This window comes from Tenacibaculum sp. IMCC1 (assembly GCF_054906355.1).
Map to the genome: position 1 here is coordinate 804,396 of NZ_CM142818.1, position 21,318 is coordinate 825,713.

The window sequence follows — 21,318 nt, forward strand, 5'->3', positions numbered from 1 at the left end:
ATTTAGATTAAGTTTTAATTAAATTTACTGGCAAATTTATGTAAGAAATTTATTTTACCAAATCTTATTAAGACTTATTTTAAATAATTTTTAACATATTTTACTTAGTCACACATGAAGTAAAATTAATCTATTTATTTTTTTCAAAAAGGTTTACAACGGCTTTACGGATATCATAAGCCATTTCATCTTTTTTTGGTTTATAAATATGTATTACATCTTTACTTTTATTTGAAAGTATAGGTATATCAAGACCTCTTAATAAATAATCTGAAAAAGCAACTGTATAGGTTTTATCTTCTTGAAGTTTACCATTTTTAAACACCCATTCTCCTTTTTCTTTCTTAGCATTAAATCGTTGTAAGTAGGCACCTGTTCCTGAAGCAGCTTCTCCAAAGTCCAACACTTCTTTTAATAGACTTCCTTTGATTTCCACTTTTAAAACTTCACCTCCATAAGGCAAAACTCTGAAAATATCAACGGCATTTATATCTCCTGATAGTACATCATCTATCCTAACAGAACCTCCGTTTACTAATGCACAGTCAACTTCGTTATTGTATGCTAAACTCATAGACTCAGCTATAATCTTACCCATATTTGTTTGAACACTTCTAATAGTACTTTCTCTTGCATCAAGAGGTTCTTTAGCTGTATATATAACTTCATAAGGATTAGAAACTACTTCTTGAATTTTACTTTGTAAAACAACCTGCCATTTATCAACTACAGCTTTTACTTTTTTATTTGAAATTATCGAATCGTTAATCTCTTTTAACTCTGACTTAAATTGAGTTTTCTTAGTTGCTGGATCATATTCAAATCTATGAATATAGACCGTTTTAGCATTTGCATCTGCTTTGGTAATTACTACCTCTCCTACTTTATCATAACTATTGGTATGCTCATGTCCGCCCATTATTAAAGGTACATTAGGTAATAGTTTTGCTATTTCTTTGTCTTGAGTTAACGAAGCATGGGTTAACCCAATAACTATATCAACATTATCTTTAATCTCATTATATGCCCGCTTTATTTCTTCGTACATATCTCCATAATATACATAACTCTTAGGGTTGGAAGGTATACAAACACTTATAAAACCTACCTTTAATTTTGTACCATCTGGATTTACAAATTCTTTTATATAAGAATCTTTTAAACTATGTTTTTCTCCATCAATTATTTTATGAAAATACGAGTGTTTACCATCTATGTTATGCAAAACATTAGCAGAAATCCATTCAAATTTACTCTCGTTTAATCTCGCTTGTAAGTGTGTGTAACTTAAATCGAATTCATGATTACCAAAAGCAACTAAATCAAAATTCATAGCATTCATAACTTCTACCATTTGTTTTCCTCTTACTCGTTCTCCATTATACTTCATTGTTCCAAGCAAAGAAGGTGATAAAAAATCTCCTGCCAACACTAACATTGTTTGTTCATTTTCTTTAAGTAAGTCTTGGTGTACGGTTTCCACCCGTGCCATTCCGCCATATTTATCTCCTTGTATTGGCGCTATTTCATAAACATCATTTAACTGAAGTATTGTAAAGTACGTTTTATCGGCATCTTTTGTAAACTGATATTTGTTTGTAGAAGCATTAGCTGTTTTTTTATTTAAATTACAACTAACTATAAACAATAAGATTATGGGAAATACTATAAGAATTCTAACTTGTTTCATTTGATTTTACTTTGATAAAGAAATCAAATTTACAAATTTAGTGAAGATATTGACGTGTGTTTTGCCTAATCATTTTTCTGTATTCTACCAATTCAGGGAATTGATAAAAGAAATTTATTTTTTTATGTGCTATAGTTCTAGGCTTCTTTATTTTAGGCCTTAACACAAAAGCTGTCCAGCTTTCTACGATGTCTTCTTCTGGACTTTCTGCTGCATAGTCTGTAAGAAACTCTGTTCTGTTATTTAAATATAAATCATATAGTTTTTCTACACAATTTGCCTCTGTATAACAGTATTTTCGTTGAATAACATCCCAACGGTTTAAAAGGGCTCCTTTCCAAAAAATATTAACAAACCTGTTAATATAACTATCTTTATAAGCCTCTCCCTCATGAGTTAAATATAACTCTCCTTCTTCTTGCTTTCTTTTATTCGTTGGCCTTATTTGAGTTCTATTAAGTGTTAACAAATGTCCAAACTCATGAACTAAGGTATAAACAGACTCGTGTAATCTTCTTTTATCTTTAGTTTCAAAGTTTACATCTCTAATATCAATTTCTAATTGCCATTTATCATTTTTTGAACTCAAAGCTACTAAAGCTCCTGTTTTTTCATCAACCCCATCTGTCATTAAAACAATACGCTTTATATATTTTTGAGTGAGCTCTTTTGGAAAAATTCTATTAAACTCACTCCAATAATAAGAAGCTAATTCATCACTTACAGAATGATTTTTAATTATTTTATTGCCTTTCACGTCCCATACTCCTATTCTTTCACTATCAACAGATTGAGAAAAAGCTGAAATAAAGAAAAAAAGAAAAACAATATTTAATTTCATCATTTTTTTAAAAAACTTCTAGGGCTTTATTATATGCACTTTCAAAACTCATTGGTTTTATATTAGTTATTACTTTATTTGATGTAAAGTAAGATAACAATTTCTCCGTAGGCATATTACCTGTTAAATCATCTTTAGCCATTGGACACCCCCCATACCCTTTAATAGCTCCATCAAAACGTCGACAACCTGCCTTAAATGCACTATCAACTTTTTCGTGCCACTTAACTGGTGTAGTATGTAAATGAGCTCCAAATTCTATTTGAGGGTAACTTGGTATTAGATTTGAGAATAAATAATCTATATCTTCAGGTGTTGAGCTTCCAATTGTATCTGACAAAGATAATATTTTAACACCAAACGACGAAAGTTTTTCGGTCCATTCTCCAACTATCTCGACACTCCAAGGATCTCCATACGGATTTCCAAATCCCATTGACAAATAAGCTACGACCTCTTTATTTGTTCGATTAGCAATGGCTAATACCTCTTTTAGGGTATCTATAGATTGATCAATTGTTTTGTGCGTGTTCCGCATTTGAAAGTTTTCTGATATTGAAAAAGGGTATCCTAAATAATCTATTTCTTCAAATTGTGAAGCATCATTTGCTCCTCGAACATTTGCTACAATTGCTAAAAGTTTACTTGTAGTAGTAGATAAATCTAACATCGATAAAACTTCAGCTGTATCTCTCATTTGCGGAATTGCCTTTGGTGATACAAAACTTCCAAAATCAATAGTGTCAAACCCTACTTTTAACAGTGAATTAATATACTTAGCCTTTGCCTCTGTAGGAATAAAATGACTTTTAATTCCTTGCATTGCGTCCCTTGGACATTCAATAATTTTAACACTATTCACCATTGTGTCAAATATACATATTTTGATTCATTTTTTCACTTGTCTTAACTTTCCGATCCCTAACAAAAAACAAAACACACAACACTTTAATTATCAACAAAATATCAATATAAAATTTAAAACTATAAAAAATATTTTACTTTTATTGATATAAACTGTCACAATTTTAAAGTTAAATTGTCTCTAGTGTAGAATGATTTTATTGGAGTCTCAACATACACATATTAACCAACTAATCGAACGCTGTAAAAAGAACGATAATGCTGCTCAGATGCAGGTTTATCAAAACTATTACAAAGCTATGTATAATACGTCATATCGTATCTTAAAAGACGAGTTTGAGGCAGAAGATTTAATCCAAGAAGCATTTTTAACTGCTTTCATGAAGTTAGATAGCTTTAAAGGTGAGGTTACTTTTGGTGCATGGTTAAAAAGAATTGTGATTAATAAAAGTTTAACCCAATTAAAGAAAGTTACTCGATATGATGAAGTACGAATGGATGTGATTCCTAGCTACGAAGTAGAAGATATTGAGATAGACTATAGTTCTTTAGAAGTTAAAAGAGTTATAAGCTGTTTGCAAAGTTTAAAGGATAATTACAGAATTGTATTGACCTTGAACCTTGTTGAAGGTTATGATTATGATGAAATCGCTCAGATATTAAATTACACCAATGAAAATGTGCGAACAACAGTATCTAGAGCAAAAAAGAAATTAAAACAAGTATTAGCAGCTAATACTAATAAAACACAAGTATATGGAGGATAAACTACATCAGTTTTTTAAAGAAAATGATTTTGATGTTTTCGAGCCTCATCAAGGACATTTAAATCGATTTCAACGAAAACTAGAATCGCCAAAACGAGCTAAAAGACCATCTTATTTTTGGATGAGCATAGCAGCTTCAATCGTATTATTTTTAGGATTTTATCTTGGTAGTTATCAACAAAAAAACACCTATGACTTAGCTGATATTTCGCCCAAAATGGCAGAGGCTCAAAACTTTTTTGTTACAACTATAAATCAAGAATTAAAGGAAGTTGAACAATATAGGAATTTAGAAACCGAAATAGTTATTGAAGATTCTTTAAATGAAATTGAAGAGCTAGAAGACCAATACAAAACGCTCGTAAAAGAACTATCTAAAAGAGATAACAAACATCAAATCATCAGAGAAATGATACAAAATTATCAACAACAATTAGATGTATTAGAAAAACTTCTTTTACGATTAGAATTACAACAAAACCCCGCAAAATTAGAAATATTAGAAGATGAAATTATATAAAATACTTTTCCTACTGTTATTCATTCCTACTCTTTTAGTAGCTAATGATAAAAATCACGAAAAAAGCAAAAACATACGTAAAACATTTTCGGTTAACAAAAACGCAACCTTATACATTAACAATAAATATGGTAATATAAATGTAGCTACTTGGAACGAAAACAGAATAGAAATTAATGTCAAAATAACCGTTAAGGGCAATGACTTATCTAACGTTGAACGTAAGTTAAAAGCAATTAATGTTCAATTTGAAGCTACACCTAGTTTAATAGAAGCCAGAACCATTATTGAAAAAACAAAATCAAGCTGGTCTTGGTGGGGTAATAATAACACCAACTACAAAATTAACTACTTTGTTAAAATGCCAATCACCAACAATGCTGATTTAAATAATAAATACGGAAACATTGAGCTAGATAAATTAGAAGGTAAGTCTAATATTAATTGTGATTATGGTAAAATACAAATTGATCAATTATTAAATGGAACTAATAACATTAATTTAGATTATTGTGGTACTTCTGAAATTAACTTTATGAAATCAGGAAACTTAAGTGTTGACTACTCTAAGTTAGCTATTATAAAATCAGAGAACTTAAAAGTAAGTGCCGATTATTCTACCATGAAAATAGGTACTGTAACCGATATTGATTTTAATAGTGATTATGGAAGTATTTCTATAGCTGATGCCTCAAACGTTAATGGTAATTCTGATTATGCTAGCATAAAAATAGGTGCTATTAGAAAAAACTTAAAAATTAATACTGATTACGGTAGTGTTAGAGTTAGAAATATTAAAAAAGGCTTTGAAAGTATTGTTATTGATGGAAGTTATGCTGGAATTAAACTTGGCACGAATAGTAATAACAACTTTACTTTTACTGTTGATTTAGGTTATGCTGGATTTGGATACCCTGAAAACTATGTAAACATGTTTAAAAGCATTAATAAATCATCTAAAAAATACTACGAGGGAACTTTTGGTAAAGGAAATTCTAATTCTACCATTACCATAAAATCTAAATACGGAGGTGTTTCTTTAAAATTAAATGATTAACCAACTTACAAATTATATTACAATGAAGAAATTAGCAATCTTATTATTATCTCTTTTTTTTAGCTTTCAAACACAAGCACAAAGCTGGTGGAATTCAAAAAAAATTAAAGGAAACGGAAACGTTACTACAGAAATTAGAAAAATCGGTTCTTTTGACAAAGTAAACATTGGAGGTTCATTTGATGTTTATTTAATTAACGGAACCGAAGGTAAAGTAACCTTAGAAGGAGAAGAAAATATTTTAAAGTATATTGAAACTGAAGTTAAAAACGGAAAATTAAATGTACACTTTAAACAAAACACCAATATTAAAGCTACAAAAAAGCTAACAGTAACTATTCCTTTTGAAAAAATTGAAGCCGTAGCTTTAGGAGGATCAGGAAATATAATTGCAAAAAAACGTATTAAGGCTGATGTAATTTCTTTTGGTTTAGGAGGTTCCGGAAATATTATAGCCAGTGTAGACGCTAATACTGTTAAAACTTCTATTGGCGGTTCCGGAAACATTAAACTAAAAGGAAAAAGTGACTACTTAAAATGTTCTATTGGTGGGTCAGGAAATATAAAAGCATACGATTTAAAAACAAGTTCTTTAAAAGCTAATATTGCTGGCTCTGGTGATATATCAGTAACCGTTAACAATAAGATTAAAGCTACAATAGTAGGGTCTGGAAGTATATATTATAAAGGAAACCCTTCAGACATAGATAAGACTTCTTTAGGCTCTGGAAATGTTATTGATAGAAATTAAAGTATCTTACTATATAAAAAGTCCGCTGTAAGTTTACAGCGGATTTTTTTATTCCTTTGAGTTTATTTTCTTACTGTAACGAAGCTAAACTAGCTTTGATCGTTTCAATTTTAGCTAAGGTATCTGACTCTTTTTTGCGCTCTAAAGCTATTACTTGCTCTGGTGCATTGCTTACAAATCGCTCGTTTGACAACTTCTTTTGAATTCCTGTTAAGAAACCTTCAGCTCTTTTTAACTCTGCATTTAGCTTAGTTATTTCTGCTTCTACATCGATTGTATCCAATGAAATTGGCACAAAATATTCATTTGATTTTACACGGAAAGATGCTGCGCCTTCTACCTTATCGGTAACATAATTTATATCTGAAGCATTTGTTAGCTTTTGAATTACTGCATCAAACTTTTTAGTAAAATTTTCATTATTCACCACTGATAGCTCGATAGCATCTTTAAACGAAATATTTTTATTTTTTCTAATTGTTCTAATTCCTGAAACGACCCCTGTAGCAAATTCAAAATTCGTTATCAATTCTTCATTTGTTTCTCCTACTGTTGGATATTTAGCTATAATCAATGCATCTTCAGGAGTTCTTTCTGTAATGTGCTGCCAAATTTCCTCTGTTAAGAAAGGCATAAATGGATGTAATACTTTTAAATTATTCTCTAATACTTCTATTACAGCTTTATATGTTTTTGCATCGATTGGTTGTTGGTATCCTGGCTTTACAATTTCTAATAACCATGATGAAAAATCATCAGTAATTAATTTATAAATTGCCATTAACGCATCTGATAAACGGTACTTACTAAAGTGATCTTCTATTTCTAGTAATACCTTATTAAACTTAGCCTCATACCAAACTAATCCTATTTTAGCCGTTTCTGGTTGTGCTAAACTTTCGTCTACTTCCCACCCTTTAATTAAACGGAAGGTGTTCCAAATTTTATTAGCAAATCCTTTTCCTTGCTGACATAAATCTTCATCAAATAATAAATCATTTCCTGCTGCGGCACTTAATAACAACCCTACACGTACTCCATCAGCTCCAAAATCTTCAATTAACTTTAAAGCATCTGGTGAGTTCCCTAAGGATTTACTCATTTTTCTACGTTGCTTATCACGTACTAAGCCTGTTAGGTATACGTTTTCAAACGGACGTTCATCTTTGTATTCATATCCAGCAATAATCATACGTGCCACCCAGAAAAATAAAATATCTGGTCCAGTTACTAAATCATTGGTTGGATAGTAGTACTTTATTTCTTCATTTTCTGGATTACGAATTCCATCGAAAACCGACATTGGCCATAACCAAGAAGAGAACCAAGTATCTAACGCATCTGGATCTTGTTTTAAATCAGAAGCACTTAATGATGTATTCCCTGTTTTTTCTTGGGCTAGTTTTACTGCATCTTCAATATTTTCAGCTACTACAAAGTCTTCTTTCCCATCTCCAAAGTAGAAAGCAGGAATTTGTTGCCCCCACCATAACTGACGAGAAATATTCCAATCACGGATGTTTTCCATCCAGTGACGGTATGTATTTTCAAACTTTTTAGGGAATAACTTTACTTCTCTATCTTCTCCTAATACAGCTTCAATAGCTGGCTTTACCAACTCTTCCATTTTTAAGAACCATTGATCCGATAATCTTGGTTCAATTACCGCTTTCGTTCTTTCTGAAGTTCCAACTTTATTAGTGTGAACTTCTGTTTTAACTAAGTAACCTTTCTCCTCTAATTCTTTAGATATTTCCTTTCTAACAACAAAACGGTCTTTTCCTTCGTAATGTAATCCAAAAGAATTTAAGGTAGCGTCTTCATTAAAAATATCGATTACTTCTAAGTTATGCTTATCTCCTAAGGTTTTATCATTTTCGTCATGCGCAGGTGTTACTTTTAAGCAACCTGTACCAAACTCAACATCTACATATTCGTCTTCAATAATTGGAATTTCTCTATTACATAAAGGAACAATTGCTTTTTTACCTTTTAAATGCGTAAAACGCTCATCGCTTGGGTTGATACAAATAGCTGTATCTCCTAGAATAGTTTCTGGACGTGTAGTTGCAATAGTTACTTTTTCATCAGAACCTACTATATCGTACTGTAAGTAATATAAATTACCTTGACGTTCTTCGTAGATAACTTCTTCGTCAGAAAGTGTAGTTTTTGCTTCTGGATCCCAATTTACCATACGATATCCACGGTAAATTAACCCTTTATTATATAGATCCACAAATACCTTAATTACTGATTCTGACAATGCAGGATCCATGGTAAATGCAGTACGTTCCCAATCACAAGAAGCTCCTAACTTTTTTAATTGATCTAAAATAATCCCTCCATACTCATTTTTCCATTCCCAAGCATGTGCTAAAAATTCTTCACGAGTTAAATCATTTTTATCAATACCTTGTTCTTTTAATTTCGCTACTACTTTTGCTTCAGTAGCAATTGAGGCGTGGTCAGTACCTGGAACCCAACACGCATTTTTTCCTTGTAAACGAGCACGACGAATTAACACATCTTGAATTGTATTATTTAACATATGTCCCATATGTAATACTCCTGTAACGTTTGGTGGCGGTATAACAATTGTATAGGGTTCGCGTTCATCTACTTCTGAATGAAAGTAATTGTGCTTCATCCAGTAATCGTACCATTTTCCTTCTACTTCTTTAGAATTATATTTTGATGGAATATTCATATGTTATGTATATCTTTATGGTTAATAATTTAACATTTTTTAACCTTTGGCATTGTTTTTGAAAATTGATTAGCAAAAATACAACTATCTATGAGGTACAGAAAATTAGAGGTTGTTTTTTTAGAACTTAAAGAAATAATACTAAATTTGTAGCGGTTAATACCCTAAAAAATTAATTTTTAACATTATGAGAACAATTTTATCATTTATCGCTGTTTGCTTTATTACCTTAACAGTAAGCGCTCAAGAATTTAAATTTGAAACTGAAACTATTGACTATGGAAAAATAGCTTATGGGTCTGAAGGAAAACGCGTATTTGAATTTACAAACGTAGGTGAAGCTCCTATTATAATTAAGGATATCGTATCTCCTTGTGGATGTACAGTACCTACTAAGCCTGAAGAACCAATTATGCCAGGTAAAAAAGGACAAATTGAAGTTTCTTACGATACAAAAAGATTAGGTGGTTTCTCTAAGACTTTAACTGTTATTTCAAATGCTAAAAACAAAAGAAAAAGAGTTAAAATTAAAGGATTTATCGTTAAAGATGCTACTCCAGCTAAAGAGAAAAGTACAGTAAGTGACAGCTAAAAACTTATTCTATACATATAAAAAAAGCTCAACAAATGTTGAGCTTTTTTTATATCCTTTGTTCTAGCTTAAACATAAATTTAAGTTTAACCCCTCCCCTTTCTACTTCGATCCTTATTTTCTTACCTGGTTTTGTATGAAACATATCTATAATCTCATTTAAATGATATTCATGTGCTGCCTTTCCATTAATTCTCTTTATTACATCTCCAATTTGAAGACCTGCTTTAAAAGCTGGTGAATTTTCTACTACTTTATCTATTTTATACTTAGGCTTAAAACGATAAAAATATGTACTTACTAAAGAAATTACATTACTTTTTTGTGTTTGATTATTTGAACCATAAGCATCTTCAAACTTAGTCGCTCCTTTTTCTTTTATTAACTCTTGCCCATCATATATTATATGTAGACCACTCATATTATAATAAAAGCCTCTATTTAATGAAGCGTTCTTTTTCAGTATTACTCTTTTATTCGGGTAATCAAGCCATACCTTAAAACGTTTTAAAATTCCTCCGCCAATACTACCATTCCTTTCTTTAAATTGTCTGGCATTAAAGGTTGATGAAGAATCTAAAAAAGATACTGTTGGTTCACTTATTTTAAACTTTCCTATAGAAATTTTCTGAAGCCTACTTCTATTTCCATAGATAGTACCACTAAACCCCTCTCCTATTATATCCTTAAAAAACTTCTTAGGTGTTTTCAACTCTTTTTTTGTTCCCTCAAACAACCAAACTGCGTCACTACCTCCTGTATCAATTAATAATTTTACTGGTAACATTGTTGTTTTCAAAGTATCAACTTGCACATTTACATCTATGTAAGGTTTATTTCTATAAAATTGTAAAGGAAAACTTTCACATCTATTACATACATTCAGTTTATAAGTTTTAGGGTTGTAAAAATCAATCCTCTTGCTAGCATAATTAATTTTGACTATAACATCTTTTAATAAATCATACCCTATAATACCGTGAATGGTTGTTCCCATTTTAGCAGAAATATCAAAAGCATCTTTCAAAATAACATATAACCCTTGATTAGAACTAGCTATGTTTTTAATTCTAAAATTATTACCTCTAGAAAATAATGCTTCTACTGGAGCTCCACTCCCTAACCCCCTTATAAACACTTTTTTTACATTATTTAAACCAATACTATCTTTAGAAGTTAGATTAAATAAAATTGTCTTATTTACCCCTGTATCCAAAATAAATGATAGTTTGTGTCCATTAATTTCCAATGGAATAACGACTAAATTGTTAATTAACTGAAACTTTATCGATTGTTTATCAATCTCTTTACCTAAAAACTGAAAGTTTTGTTGAGTAAAAGCTGAAGTACTTAAAAAAAGTATAAAAAAGTATAGTAATAATCTATTCAAAAGAACTTATTTTATAGTTATATACTTAAATATACAACCTTCATTTTAGAAATTCTGGTTTTTATGATTTTTTTAACCGATTTTTTCATCGTAAACATTCTAATACTCTCAAATATATTTTGCAAATTTGCCTTTCAAACAACTAATTTAATTTAAAAATGCCATCAATTTCTAGTAAAGGAAACGCAATGCCTCAATCACCAATTCGTAAATTGGTTCCTTTTGCTGAGGCTGCTAAAAAAAATGGAACAAAAGTTTATCATTTAAATATTGGTCAACCTGATATTAAAACACCACAAGTTGCTTTAGACGCAGTAAAAAACAATAGTATTGAAGTATTATCATATGCTAGATCTGAAGGTTCAGAAGAATACAGAACCAAACTAGCTAATTATTATGCTAAAAATGATATCCATGTAACGGCTAATAATATCATAGCTACTACAGGAGGTTCAGAGGCTTTATTATTTACTATTGGTAGTATTACCGATCCAGGAGATGAAATCATTATACCTGAACCTTTTTATGCTAACTATAATGGTTTCTCTACAGCTTCAGGTGTAAAAGTAGTTCCTGTTATTTCTAAAATTGAAAATAACTTTGCTTTACCTGCTATTGAAGATTTTGAGAAGTTAATTACTCCAAAAACTAAAGCAATTTTAATTTGTAACCCTGGGAATCCAACTGGATATTTATACAGCAAAGAAGAAATTGAAAAGCTAAAACAAATTGTGTTAAAACATGATTTATTTTTAATTGCTGATGAAGTATATCGTGAATTTACATACGATGGTGAAAAGCATAATTCTGTAATGGCTTTAGAAGGATTAGAACAAAATGCTATTATGATTGATTCTGTATCGAAACGTTACAGTATGTGTGGTGCAAGAATTGGTTGTATTGTTTCTAAAAACGAAGATTTTATTGGAACAGCTATTAAATTTGCTCAAGCACGTCTAAGCCCACCAACCTATGCCTTAATTGCCAGTGAAGCTGCTTTAGATACTCCTCAAAGTTATTTTGATGAAGTTATTGAAGAGTATGAGGATCGTAGAAATACCTTGATTTCTGAGTTGCAAAAAATTGAAGGAGTAAAAGTTGCCAATCCTAAAGGTGCTTTTTACTGTGTTGCTGAATTACCAGTTAAAGATACTGATGACTTTGCTCAATGGATTTTAGAAAAATTCAGCGATAATAATGAAACGGTAATGGTAGCTCCTGCAAGTGGATTCTATTCTACCGAAGGTGAAGGAAAAAATCAGGTGCGTATTGCCTATGTTTTAAACAAAGCCAATTTAAAACGTTCAGTTGAGATATTAAAAATCGCCTTAGAAAAATATAATAGTTAATTGAATATTCAAGAAAACATATCTTTAAAAGAGTACAACACGTTTGGCATTGATGTAAATGCCAAACGTTTTGTTTCTATTACTTCTGTATATCAACTACAACAGCTTTTAAAAGAAGAAAAAAATCTTTTTTTAATTTCTGGTGGTAGTAACATGTTACTTACCAAAGATATTGAAAACCTAGTTGTACATATTGATATTAAAGGAATTTCTATTGATAGAGAAAACCCTAACAATATTCACCTAACAGTAAATGCTGGTGAAAACTGGCACGAGTTTGTGTTGTGGTGCGTTTCTCAAAACTATGGTGGATTGGAAAACTTATCTCTAATCCCTGGAAATGTAGGTACTTGTCCTATCCAAAATATTGGTGCTTACGGTGTTGAAGTAAAAGATACTATCACAAAAGTAGAAGCTGTTGAAATAAAAACAGGAAAATTAGTTTCTTTTTCTGCGGAAGAATGTCAGTTTGGATACCGTAATTCCATATTTAAAAACGAAGCCAAAGGGAAATATGTGTTAACTTCAGTAAGTTTTCAACTCACTAAAAACAATCACAAACTTAATACTTCCTACGGAGCTATTGAGTCTGAGTTAGCTTCAAAAGATATTACAAATCCAACTATAAAAGATATTTCTGATGCTGTAATCGCCATACGCCAATCAAAATTACCAGATCCAAAAGAAATAGGAAACAGTGGTAGTTTCTTTAAAAATCCAGTAATTTCAAGAGAACATTTTGAAAAACTTCAGAAAAAGTATCCTAATACTCCTAGTTATGTTATTTCTGATACTGAAATTAAAGTACCCGCTGGTTGGTTAATTGAACAAAGTGGATTTAAAGGAAAGCGTTTTGGTGACTATGGAGTCCACGAAAAGCAAGCCTTAGTCTTAGTAAATTACGGAAATGCAAAGGGAAATGAAATTTATGAATTAGCACAAAATATTCAACACACTATCAAAGAAAAGTTTAATATTAACCTAGAAATAGAGGTAAACATTATTTTATAAAATTACAATTAATTCTAACATTTTAGCCATACTTCAATTTCATTAGTATAAATTTATTTAATTTCATACAAAAAAATATGAAGTTCGTATCTTTGCAGTACAAAACAATACATCATGAAATTAATTTTTGTTACCATAGGATTATTAGCGTTAGCATTTGCTGGAATTGCCATTAAAATTTGGGCAAAAAAAGACGGAGAGTTTGCTGGTACTTGTGCTAGCCAAAACCCGATGTTAAATGAGAGTGGTGAAGCTTGTGGATTTTGTGGTAAAACTCCAGACCAGTTTGATACTTGTAGTGAACCTCAACATAATAATTAAACAAGTACCAATTAACTAATCTTTTTTAGAATTTATCACTTTACCCTTCTCTCTTACAGCAGCTACTATTTTGCAAAAGAAAGTAAAAAAATCTATGTTTAGATGTTATATCGTTCAAGATATTACTCTTCCATAACTAGAGTTACTTAGTTTTTTATAGCTGGTATACTTGGTATTTACCGAATATCGCTATAAATTAGTATATTTATATCAAATCAAATTTTGAAACCCAAGCATTGGACATAAATCAGGAAAAAGTATTTCACCACATTCAACAAGCTAAAAAAGGAAATCAAATATCTTTTAATTATTTATTAGATACTTTCTGGGGGAGCGTGTATGCTTTTCAGCTTAAAAAAACTAAAAATGATAACGATGCTGAAGATATTACTATTCAAACTTTTTCCAAAGCTTTTGACAGAATTGAAACTTTTGATGAAAACTATCAATTCAAAACTTGGTTAATTACAATTTCAAAAAACGTATACATCGATTGTCTTCGAAAGAAAAAATCTACCATATATACACAAACAACTGAAGAACAAGAAAAAGAAGTGTATGCTGTTGTTGATGACGCTCCGTCTCCTGAAGACAAAATTATTACTGAACAAAACTTAGCGAAACTTCTAAAAGACATTAAAAAATTAAAACCAAAATATCAAGATGTCATCAACCTTCGGTATTTTCAAGAATTAAGTTATAAAGAAATTTCTGAGCAAATTGGGGAACCGATAAATAATGTAAAAGTAAAATTATTACGTGCAAAAAAATTATTAGCTGAAATAATAAAGAAATCATAAATTGCAAAACCATAAAAATCAAAACTTTATGATTTTACAGTTTAATGCAATAAGAAAATATCTACATAAAAAAGAATTTCAACCAAAAAGAGAAGAAAAAAAGCATCTGAAAACTTTGTTTGAAAAGTTAAAAGATGGTGACTATTTAAACTTTTAAGCTCTCTTTTTCATGAAAAAATCTCTCTTAAACCTATTAGGCCCTGGACTATTATTTGCTGGTGCTGCCATAGGTGTTTCCCATTTAGTACAATCAACTAGAGCTGGTGCCGATTTTGGCTTTGGTTTACTATGGGCTTTACTCCTAGTACACATTATCAAATATCCTTTTTTTCAATTTGGCCCTCGATATGCTACAGCAACAGGCGAAACGCTTTTAGATGGTTATAAAAGACTCGGTAAAGGAGTTTTAATCAGCTACTTTATCTTAAATCTTGCAACTATGTTTACCATTCAAGCTGCAGTAACTATTGTTACAGCCAGTTTAGCTTCTAATATTTTTGGTATTTCACTTGATTTAGTAGCATGGTCTGTATTAATTATGTTCATCAGTATTGTTTTACTAGGCATAGGGAAATACAAATTTTTAGATAACTTAATGAAGTATATTATTGCTATTTTAACCATTAGCACTATAATAGCCGTAAACATTGCCCTATTTAAAACTGACAAGGGTTTTAGCTTTCAACAAATAATACCTAGCGGAACAGCTCAAGTAACCTTTTTAATTGCTTTCTTAGGATGGATGCCCGCTCCGTTGGATATTTCTATTTGGCATTCTTTATGGTCGGTAGAAAAAGACAAAACTACTTTTGTAAAAATAAAGCCTAAACAAGCCATTTTTGATTTTAATGTTGGCTATATTGGAGCCTTATTTTTAGGAGTTTGTTTTGTTATGTTAGGTGCTTTAGTTATGCATCAATCAGGAGAATCATTCTCTAGTAAAGGAACTATTTTTGCTTCTCAACTAATCAATTTATACACAAAAAACTTAGGAGAATTTTCTTCTGTATTTATTGGTATTGCAGCTTTTACAACTATGTTTAGTACTACCATTACAACATTAGATGCTTCACCAAGAGCTATGGAAAAATCTTCTTTTTTACTTTTTCCGAGAACAACAAGAACAATAAAATTAGGCTACTGGTTTTGGTTACTACTGTTAACGCTTGGAACCTCTGTTATTTTATATTGTTTTTTAAGTGATATGGTATTTCTTGTACGAATAGCCACAGTTTTATCTTTTTTAACAGCTCCGTTTTATGCTATTCTCAACTATATCTTAATTACTGGTAAGCATACGCCAAAAAAGTACAGACCAAATATTGGTTTACGCATTTTGAGTCTTATAGGTATTGTTTTTTTGTTCAGATTTAGTATTTGGTTTTTACTTAGTTTATAAATCTTTTCTTCGTAAATTTGCAGTTCAATTTTTATGGAATGGCAAACGAAACTGTAGCAACACCAGAAAGAACGAAAAAACCAAAATGGTTACGTGTAAAATTACCTGTAGGAAAAAAATACACGGAACTAAGAGGACTTGTTGATAAATATAAATTAAACACTATTTGTACCAGTGGAAGCTGTCCAAACATGGGTGAATGTTGGGGAGAAGGTACTGCTACCTTTATGATTTTAGGTAACATCTGTACACGTTCATGTGGGTTTTGTGGTGTTAAAACTGGACGTCCAGACACCGTTGAATGGGATGAACCTGAAAAAGTAGCTCGTTCTATTAAATTAATGAATATTAAACATGCGGTAATTACCTCTGTTGACCGTGATGATTTAAAAGATGGAGGTTCTATTATTTGGTCTGAAACAGTACAGGCTATTCGTAGAGCTAATCCGAATACTACTTTAGAAACTCTTATTCCTGATTTTCAAGGAAACGAAAAATTAATAGACCGTATTATTGAAGTAGCTCCTGAAGTTGTTTCTCACAATATGGAAACGGTACGTCGCTTAACTCGTGAAGTTCGTATTCAAGCAAAATATGATCGTAGCTTGGGGGTTTTAAAATACCTAAAAGAAAACGGAATGCGTACTAAATCTGGAATTATGCTTGGTTTAGGCGAAACAGAAGATGAAGTAATACAAACCATGAAAGACTTACGTAATGTTGGATTGGATGTTATTACTATCGGTCAATATTTACAACCTAGTAAAAAACACTTACCTGTTAAGGAATTTATAACACCAGAACAATTCAAAAAATACGAAACATTAGGGTTAGAAATGGGCTTTATGTATGTAGAAAGTGGTGCCTTAGTACGTTCATCGTATAAAGCACACAAACACGCTAGCTAACCTTAAATTAAAATATCCTTAACTTTTTAACGGTTTAACGTTAAAAAAATGTCAAATAATTAAAAATTAAATAAAGTACCGCTTTTTATTTATAATTTTGGCACAGATATTGGAAACAACAATACCGTAAGCAAGTAACATTGTTTTCATTGTGTAAATTATTTGAATTAGTTGATTAACAAAGAAGCCCGCTCAATTTGAGCGGGCTTCCTGTTTTTATTCTCTTTAGAGATGCTAATTTTAAATAGCTCTAATTATATCATATTTTGTAATGATGTGGTGTTTTCCATTTTCTAAATCAACTAAAACTGCTTGATTTTCTTTGTTAATTAACTTAGATACCTCATCAATAGAAGCTGATTTTTTAACTGTAGGATATGTTCTTCCCATTACATCTTTAATAGGCTTTTCTGCTATATTTTTATCTTCTAAATAACTATATAATAATGCTGATTCATCTACTGAACCTACAAACCCATTTGCATCTCTTACAGGAATCTGTGATATTTTAAATGTACGCATTCTTTCAATAGCATGCGACACTAATTCTTCTGTTTGAACAGTTACTAATGGTTTATCTATATGATCTTTAATTAAATCTTCAGCTGTAGTAATTTCTTCATCTAAGAAACCTCTATCACGCATCCAATCGTCATTAAACATTTTTCCTACATAACGGCTTCCATGATCGTGAAACAACACTACCACTACATCATCAGGTTTAAACTCGTCTTTTAACTGTAATAATCCTTTAATAGCTGAACCTGCTGAATTCCCTACAAAAATTCCTTCTTCCTTAGCTATTTTGCGTGTGTAAATAGCAGCATCTTTGTCAGTTACTTTTGTAAATCCATCAATTAAAGAAAAATCAACATTTTTAGGTAAAATATCTTCCCCAATTCCTTCCGTAATATATGGATAGATTTCATTTTCATCAAAAATACCAGTTTCGTGATATTTTTTAAATACAGATCCGTACGTATCTACTCCCCAAATTTTAATATTTGGATTCTTTTCTTTTAAAAACTTAGCAGTCCCTGAAACCGTTCCTCCTGTTCCTACTCCAACAACAAAATGTGTGATTTTACCATCGGTCTGTTCCCAAATTTCTGGTCCTGTTTGTTCATAATGTGCTTGTGCATTTGAAGGATTGTCATATTGATTTACATACCAAGAGTTTGGAGTTTCCTCCCCTAAACGCTTAGATACTGAATAATATGAACGAGGATCATCTGGTTCTACATTCGTAGGGCAAACAACTACCTCTGCTCCTACAGCACGCAGAATATCCATTTTTTCTTTTGATTGCTTATCTGAAATTACAAAAATACATTTGTACCCTTTTACAATAGCTGCTAATGCTAATCCCATTCCTGTATTTCCTGAAGTACCTTCTATAATGGTACCCCCTGGCTTTAAACGACCATCTGCTTCAGCATCTTCTATCATTTTAAGTGCCATACGGTCTTTTACAGAGTTTCCTGGATTAAACGTTTCTACTTTAGCTAATACTAAAGCATCTACTTCTTTTGTTACTGAGTTTAATTGAACTAAAGGTGTGTTACCAATAGTTTCTAATATATTTTTTGCGTACTTCATATCTTATTAATGTTATGCAAAACTAAGCAAATCGAATGGATTTTGAAGGGCGAATTTTTGTAATGATATATGAAGGTACTATCAACATTAAAAAGCAAAGTATTAGCGTACCTATGTTTAACAATAAAATTGCCAAGAAATTAATATCTACAGGCATTGTTGATACATAATAAGTTTCAGGATCTAGACTTATTAACTTCGTATATTTTTGAATTAAAAGCATACTAAGTCCGATGAGATTTCCCCAGAACAATCCTTTTAAAATTAAGTAAGAAGCATTGTATAAAAATATTTTTCGGATACTCCAATTTACACTTCCCAATGCTTTTAAAATTCCAACCATTTGTACACGCTCTAAAATAAGAACTAACAATGCTGTTACCATGTTTATTCCAGCAACCAACACCATGATCCCAATAATAAACCATACGTTATTATCTAATAGTTTTAACCACTCAAAAATAGCAGGATAATTATTTACAATGGTAATACTATTTAAGGTTGCTCCAATACTTGTATAAATTTCATCTCCTTTTTCTTTGAGCATATCATAATCATCAATCAACACTTCAAAGCCTCCTATTTCATTGTCTTTCCAACGATTAATTTTTTGAACCTCTCTTAAGTCTCCCAACAACATAATCTTATCAAACTGTTCAAAACCTGTATTGTATATTCCCACAATAATTGGCTTTCTTGATTTAAATTTTAAACTACTGTTTTCTGCTCCAAACCATGTTTGAATGGTATCGTTTAGTTTAAAATGTAATCGGTTTGCAATAGATTGAGAAATTAGAATTTCTCGGTTTCTATCTTGGGTAAAATCTGGTAAACGCCCCTCAACTAAACACTCATTAAAAAAAGTAAAATCGTAATCAGCCGAAACTCCTTTAAAAATAATTCCTTCAAAATCAGTAGGAGTTCTAATTATCCCTCCAACATTAGCAAAAGGTTGCACTTTTTTTATGCCGTCAATATTTTTAAACTCTGGATAAAACTCTTGGTTAATATCAATCGGTACTGTTGAAACATCTGAATTGTTATTATCATAATTTACAATTTGAATATGCCCTTTAAAGCCTGTCATTTTATCGCGCACCTTATTCTGAAACCCAGAGGTAATCGACACTGCAATTAACATAATAGCTACACCAAGAGCAATGGCAATGGTTGCAATGGTAATAATTGGTGATGAAATACTGCTTTTATACTGTTTTCCAGCAATGATTCGTTTTGCTATAAATAATTCGAAGTTCAAATGTTTTCTTTTTTACAAACCAAAAGTAACTAATTCTTATGTAAAGAAAGAGAAGAATACCTAGGTTTTAATTCTTTAACTTTTATTATTCTTAAAAAATAGAAATCTGTACCTTTATGTTTTAATTTTTTATAGATGAAGCTTACTTTTAATTACGTTTTTTTACTTTTTTTAGTATTCAGTTTTCAATTTTCTTCTTGTGCACAACAACAAAAAAAATCAACTACTAAAGAAGTGCCAATACAAGAACAGCCAAAAACAATTAAAACGGGTGCTGATAGAACTACAGCTTACCTTCCTCTTTTAAAGAATAAAAATATTGCTATTGTAGCCAATCAAACCTCAGCTTTACAAGTATTGCAAAGAGCTGAAGTTGCCCCCAACATTATGGGGTCTGAAATGGTACAACATCACTTAGTAGATTATTTACATAATTACGATAGAATTAACGTTCAAAAAGTATTTGCTCCTGAGCATGGTTTTAGAGGAAAAGCTGATGCTGGTGAAGCCATAGCTGATGGAAAAGATGTAAAAACAGGGATTCCAATTATTTCGTTGTACGGAAAAAACAAGAAACCTTCGCCTGAACAATTAAACGGAATTGATGTTGTTATTTTTGATATTCAAGATGTAGGCGCACGTTTTTACACCTATATCTCTACGTTACATTATGTGATGGAAGCTTGTGCCGAGGCAAATATTCCTGTAATTTTATTAGATAGACCAAACCCAAACGGACATTATATTGACGGACCTATTTTAGAACCTGAACACAAAAGTTTTGTAGGCATGCACCCTGTTCCTGTAGTTTACGGAATGACAATTGGTGAATACGGTAAAATGATTAATGGTGAAAAGTGGTTAGCAAATGGTATTCAGTGTAACTTAACCGTAATTCCGCTAGAAAATTACACACATCAATCAACATATAGTTTACCGATAAAACCATCGCCTAATTTACCGAACGATGTTTCAATAAACTTATACCCTAGTTTATGTTTTTTTGAAGGAACCAATGTATCTGCTGGAAGAGGAACAGATAAACAATTTCAAATTTATGGTTCACCACATTTAGAAAAAACTGATTTTAGTTTTACACCACAACCCAATGAAGGTGCAAAACATCCAAAACATAAAGAAAAAATGTGTTTTGGGGAAGATTTAAGCACTTCTGAACGTTTAGTTAACCTAAATCTTAGTTGGTTAGTGAAAGCCTATAAGCAGTCTCCTAAAAAAGATTTTTTTAATACTTTTTTTACCAAACTAGCAGGTACTACCAAACTACAAGAACAAATTGAACAAGGGCTTTCTGAAGAAGAAATTAAAGCAAGTTGGCAACAAGGGTTAAATGACTTTAAAAAGATACGTGAGCAATATTTGTTGTATGAATAGTTCTATTTGATTTTTAACACTTAAAAAACTAATTTTATTTTTAATGAATATAATTCGTTAAAACAGAATTATATCATTAATCATGTTGGACGCCATATC

Annotated in this window: 19 protein-coding genes; 12 read left to right on the forward strand and 7 right to left on the reverse strand. The window is 30.9% G+C overall.

Features of this window, described 5'->3' with window-relative positions; all coding sequences use genetic code 11:
* Positions 1-130: 130 nt before the first annotated feature.
* From ACXIHB_RS03710 to ACXIHB_RS03720, 3 genes are read right to left on the reverse strand one after another with little or no spacing between them, the layout of a single operon-like run.
* Entirely contained in the window at positions 131-1,690 is a 1,560-nt protein-coding gene (locus ACXIHB_RS03710) for a bifunctional metallophosphatase/5'-nucleotidase (protein WP_462098944.1), read from the reverse strand.
* A 37-nt stretch (positions 1,691-1,727) separates the two neighbouring features.
* Complete coding sequence (locus ACXIHB_RS03715; protein WP_047789503.1) at positions 1,728-2,534, reverse strand: hypothetical protein; 807 nt, start codon at positions 2,532-2,534, stop codon at positions 1,728-1,730.
* 4 nt (positions 2,535-2,538) lie between these two features.
* Positions 2,539-3,396 (reverse strand): hydroxymethylglutaryl-CoA lyase, encoded by an 858-nt coding sequence (locus tag ACXIHB_RS03720; RefSeq protein WP_159490927.1) that lies wholly within the window; start codon positions 3,394-3,396, stop codon positions 2,539-2,541.
* Between the two features lie 199 nt (positions 3,397-3,595).
* On the opposite strand from ACXIHB_RS03720, the gene ACXIHB_RS03725 reads away from it, so the two are divergent.
* The 4 genes from ACXIHB_RS03725 to ACXIHB_RS03740 are packed head-to-tail and all read left to right on the forward strand — an operon-like array spanning position 3,596 to position 6,490.
* Positions 3,596-4,162: an RNA polymerase sigma factor gene (locus tag ACXIHB_RS03725; protein ID WP_231128417.1), complete on the forward strand. Its 567-nt coding sequence runs from the start codon at positions 3,596-3,598 to the stop codon at positions 4,160-4,162.
* Entirely contained in the window at positions 4,152-4,682 is a 531-nt protein-coding gene (locus ACXIHB_RS03730) for a hypothetical protein (protein WP_462098945.1), read from the forward strand. The genes ACXIHB_RS03725 and ACXIHB_RS03730 overlap by 11 nt, the downstream gene beginning before the upstream one ends.
* Positions 4,669-5,739, forward strand: coding sequence for a hypothetical protein (locus ACXIHB_RS03735; RefSeq protein WP_462098946.1), 1,071 nt, complete (start codon positions 4,669-4,671; stop codon positions 5,737-5,739). The genes ACXIHB_RS03730 and ACXIHB_RS03735 overlap by 14 nt, the downstream gene beginning before the upstream one ends.
* A gap of 22 nt (positions 5,740-5,761) precedes the next feature.
* The gene (locus ACXIHB_RS03740) at positions 5,762-6,490 is read left to right on the forward strand and encodes a head GIN domain-containing protein (protein ID WP_462098947.1); all 729 of its coding nucleotides are present in this window, start codon (positions 5,762-5,764) and stop codon (positions 6,488-6,490) included.
* A gap of 70 nt (positions 6,491-6,560) precedes the next feature.
* Here ACXIHB_RS03740 and ACXIHB_RS03745 read toward each other — a convergent pair whose 3' ends face one another.
* Positions 6,561-9,200 (reverse strand): valine--tRNA ligase, encoded by a 2,640-nt coding sequence (locus ACXIHB_RS03745; RefSeq protein WP_462098948.1) that lies wholly within the window; start codon positions 9,198-9,200, stop codon positions 6,561-6,563.
* 187 nt (positions 9,201-9,387) lie between these two features.
* Here ACXIHB_RS03745 and ACXIHB_RS03750 point away from each other — a divergent pair, with 187 nt between their 5' ends.
* The gene (locus ACXIHB_RS03750) at positions 9,388-9,792 is read left to right on the forward strand and encodes a DUF1573 domain-containing protein (RefSeq protein WP_047789497.1); all 405 of its coding nucleotides are present in this window, start codon (positions 9,388-9,390) and stop codon (positions 9,790-9,792) included.
* A gap of 49 nt (positions 9,793-9,841) precedes the next feature.
* On the opposite strand, the gene ACXIHB_RS03755 is transcribed toward ACXIHB_RS03750, so the two are convergent.
* Complete coding sequence (locus ACXIHB_RS03755) at positions 9,842-11,182, reverse strand: retropepsin-like aspartic protease (protein ID WP_462098949.1); 1,341 nt, start codon at positions 11,180-11,182, stop codon at positions 9,842-9,844.
* A gap of 158 nt (positions 11,183-11,340) precedes the next feature.
* Here ACXIHB_RS03755 and ACXIHB_RS03760 point away from each other — a divergent pair, with 158 nt between their 5' ends.
* The 6 genes from ACXIHB_RS03760 (at position 11,341) to lipA (ending at position 16,970) form a co-directional block, all read left to right on the forward strand.
* Entirely contained in the window at positions 11,341-12,531 is a 1,191-nt protein-coding gene (locus tag ACXIHB_RS03760; protein ID WP_462098950.1) for a pyridoxal phosphate-dependent aminotransferase, read from the forward strand.
* Entirely contained in the window at positions 12,532-13,542 is a 1,011-nt protein-coding gene (gene murB / locus ACXIHB_RS03765; RefSeq protein ID WP_159490919.1) for a UDP-N-acetylmuramate dehydrogenase, read from the forward strand.
* 114 nt (positions 13,543-13,656) lie between these two features.
* Entirely contained in the window at positions 13,657-13,863 is a 207-nt protein-coding gene (locus ACXIHB_RS03770) for a hypothetical protein (protein WP_047789493.1), read from the forward strand.
* 236 nt (positions 13,864-14,099) lie between these two features.
* The gene (locus tag ACXIHB_RS03775; protein ID WP_462098951.1) at positions 14,100-14,663 is read left to right on the forward strand and encodes an RNA polymerase sigma factor; all 564 of its coding nucleotides are present in this window, start codon (positions 14,100-14,102) and stop codon (positions 14,661-14,663) included.
* 169 nt (positions 14,664-14,832) lie between these two features.
* Positions 14,833-16,062: an Nramp family divalent metal transporter gene (locus tag ACXIHB_RS03780; RefSeq protein WP_462098952.1), complete on the forward strand. Its 1,230-nt coding sequence runs from the start codon at positions 14,833-14,835 to the stop codon at positions 16,060-16,062.
* A 38-nt stretch (positions 16,063-16,100) separates the two neighbouring features.
* Positions 16,101-16,970, forward strand: a complete 870-nt coding sequence (lipA, locus tag ACXIHB_RS03785) for a lipoyl synthase (RefSeq protein WP_047789490.1) — start codon at positions 16,101-16,103, stop codon at positions 16,968-16,970.
* 240 nt (positions 16,971-17,210) lie between these two features.
* On the opposite strand, the gene ACXIHB_RS03790 is transcribed toward lipA, so the two are convergent.
* Together ACXIHB_RS03790 and ACXIHB_RS03795 are read right to left on the reverse strand one after the other, a co-directional pair.
* Positions 17,211-18,569 carry a pyridoxal-phosphate dependent enzyme gene (locus ACXIHB_RS03790; protein WP_047789489.1) on the reverse strand — a complete coding sequence of 453 codons (1,359 nt, stop codon included), beginning with the start codon at positions 18,567-18,569 and terminating at the stop codon, positions 17,211-17,213.
* Positions 18,570-18,591: 22 nt separating this feature from the next.
* On the reverse strand, positions 18,592-19,827 hold the full coding sequence (locus ACXIHB_RS03795; RefSeq protein ID WP_462098953.1) for an ABC transporter permease: 1,236 nt from the start codon (positions 19,825-19,827) through the stop codon (positions 18,592-18,594).
* 135 nt (positions 19,828-19,962) lie between these two features.
* Here ACXIHB_RS03795 and ACXIHB_RS03800 point away from each other — a divergent pair, with 135 nt between their 5' ends.
* On the forward strand, positions 19,963-21,219 hold the full coding sequence (locus tag ACXIHB_RS03800; protein ID WP_462098954.1) for an exo-beta-N-acetylmuramidase NamZ family protein: 1,257 nt from the start codon (positions 19,963-19,965) through the stop codon (positions 21,217-21,219).
* Positions 21,220-21,318 lie beyond the last annotated feature (99 nt).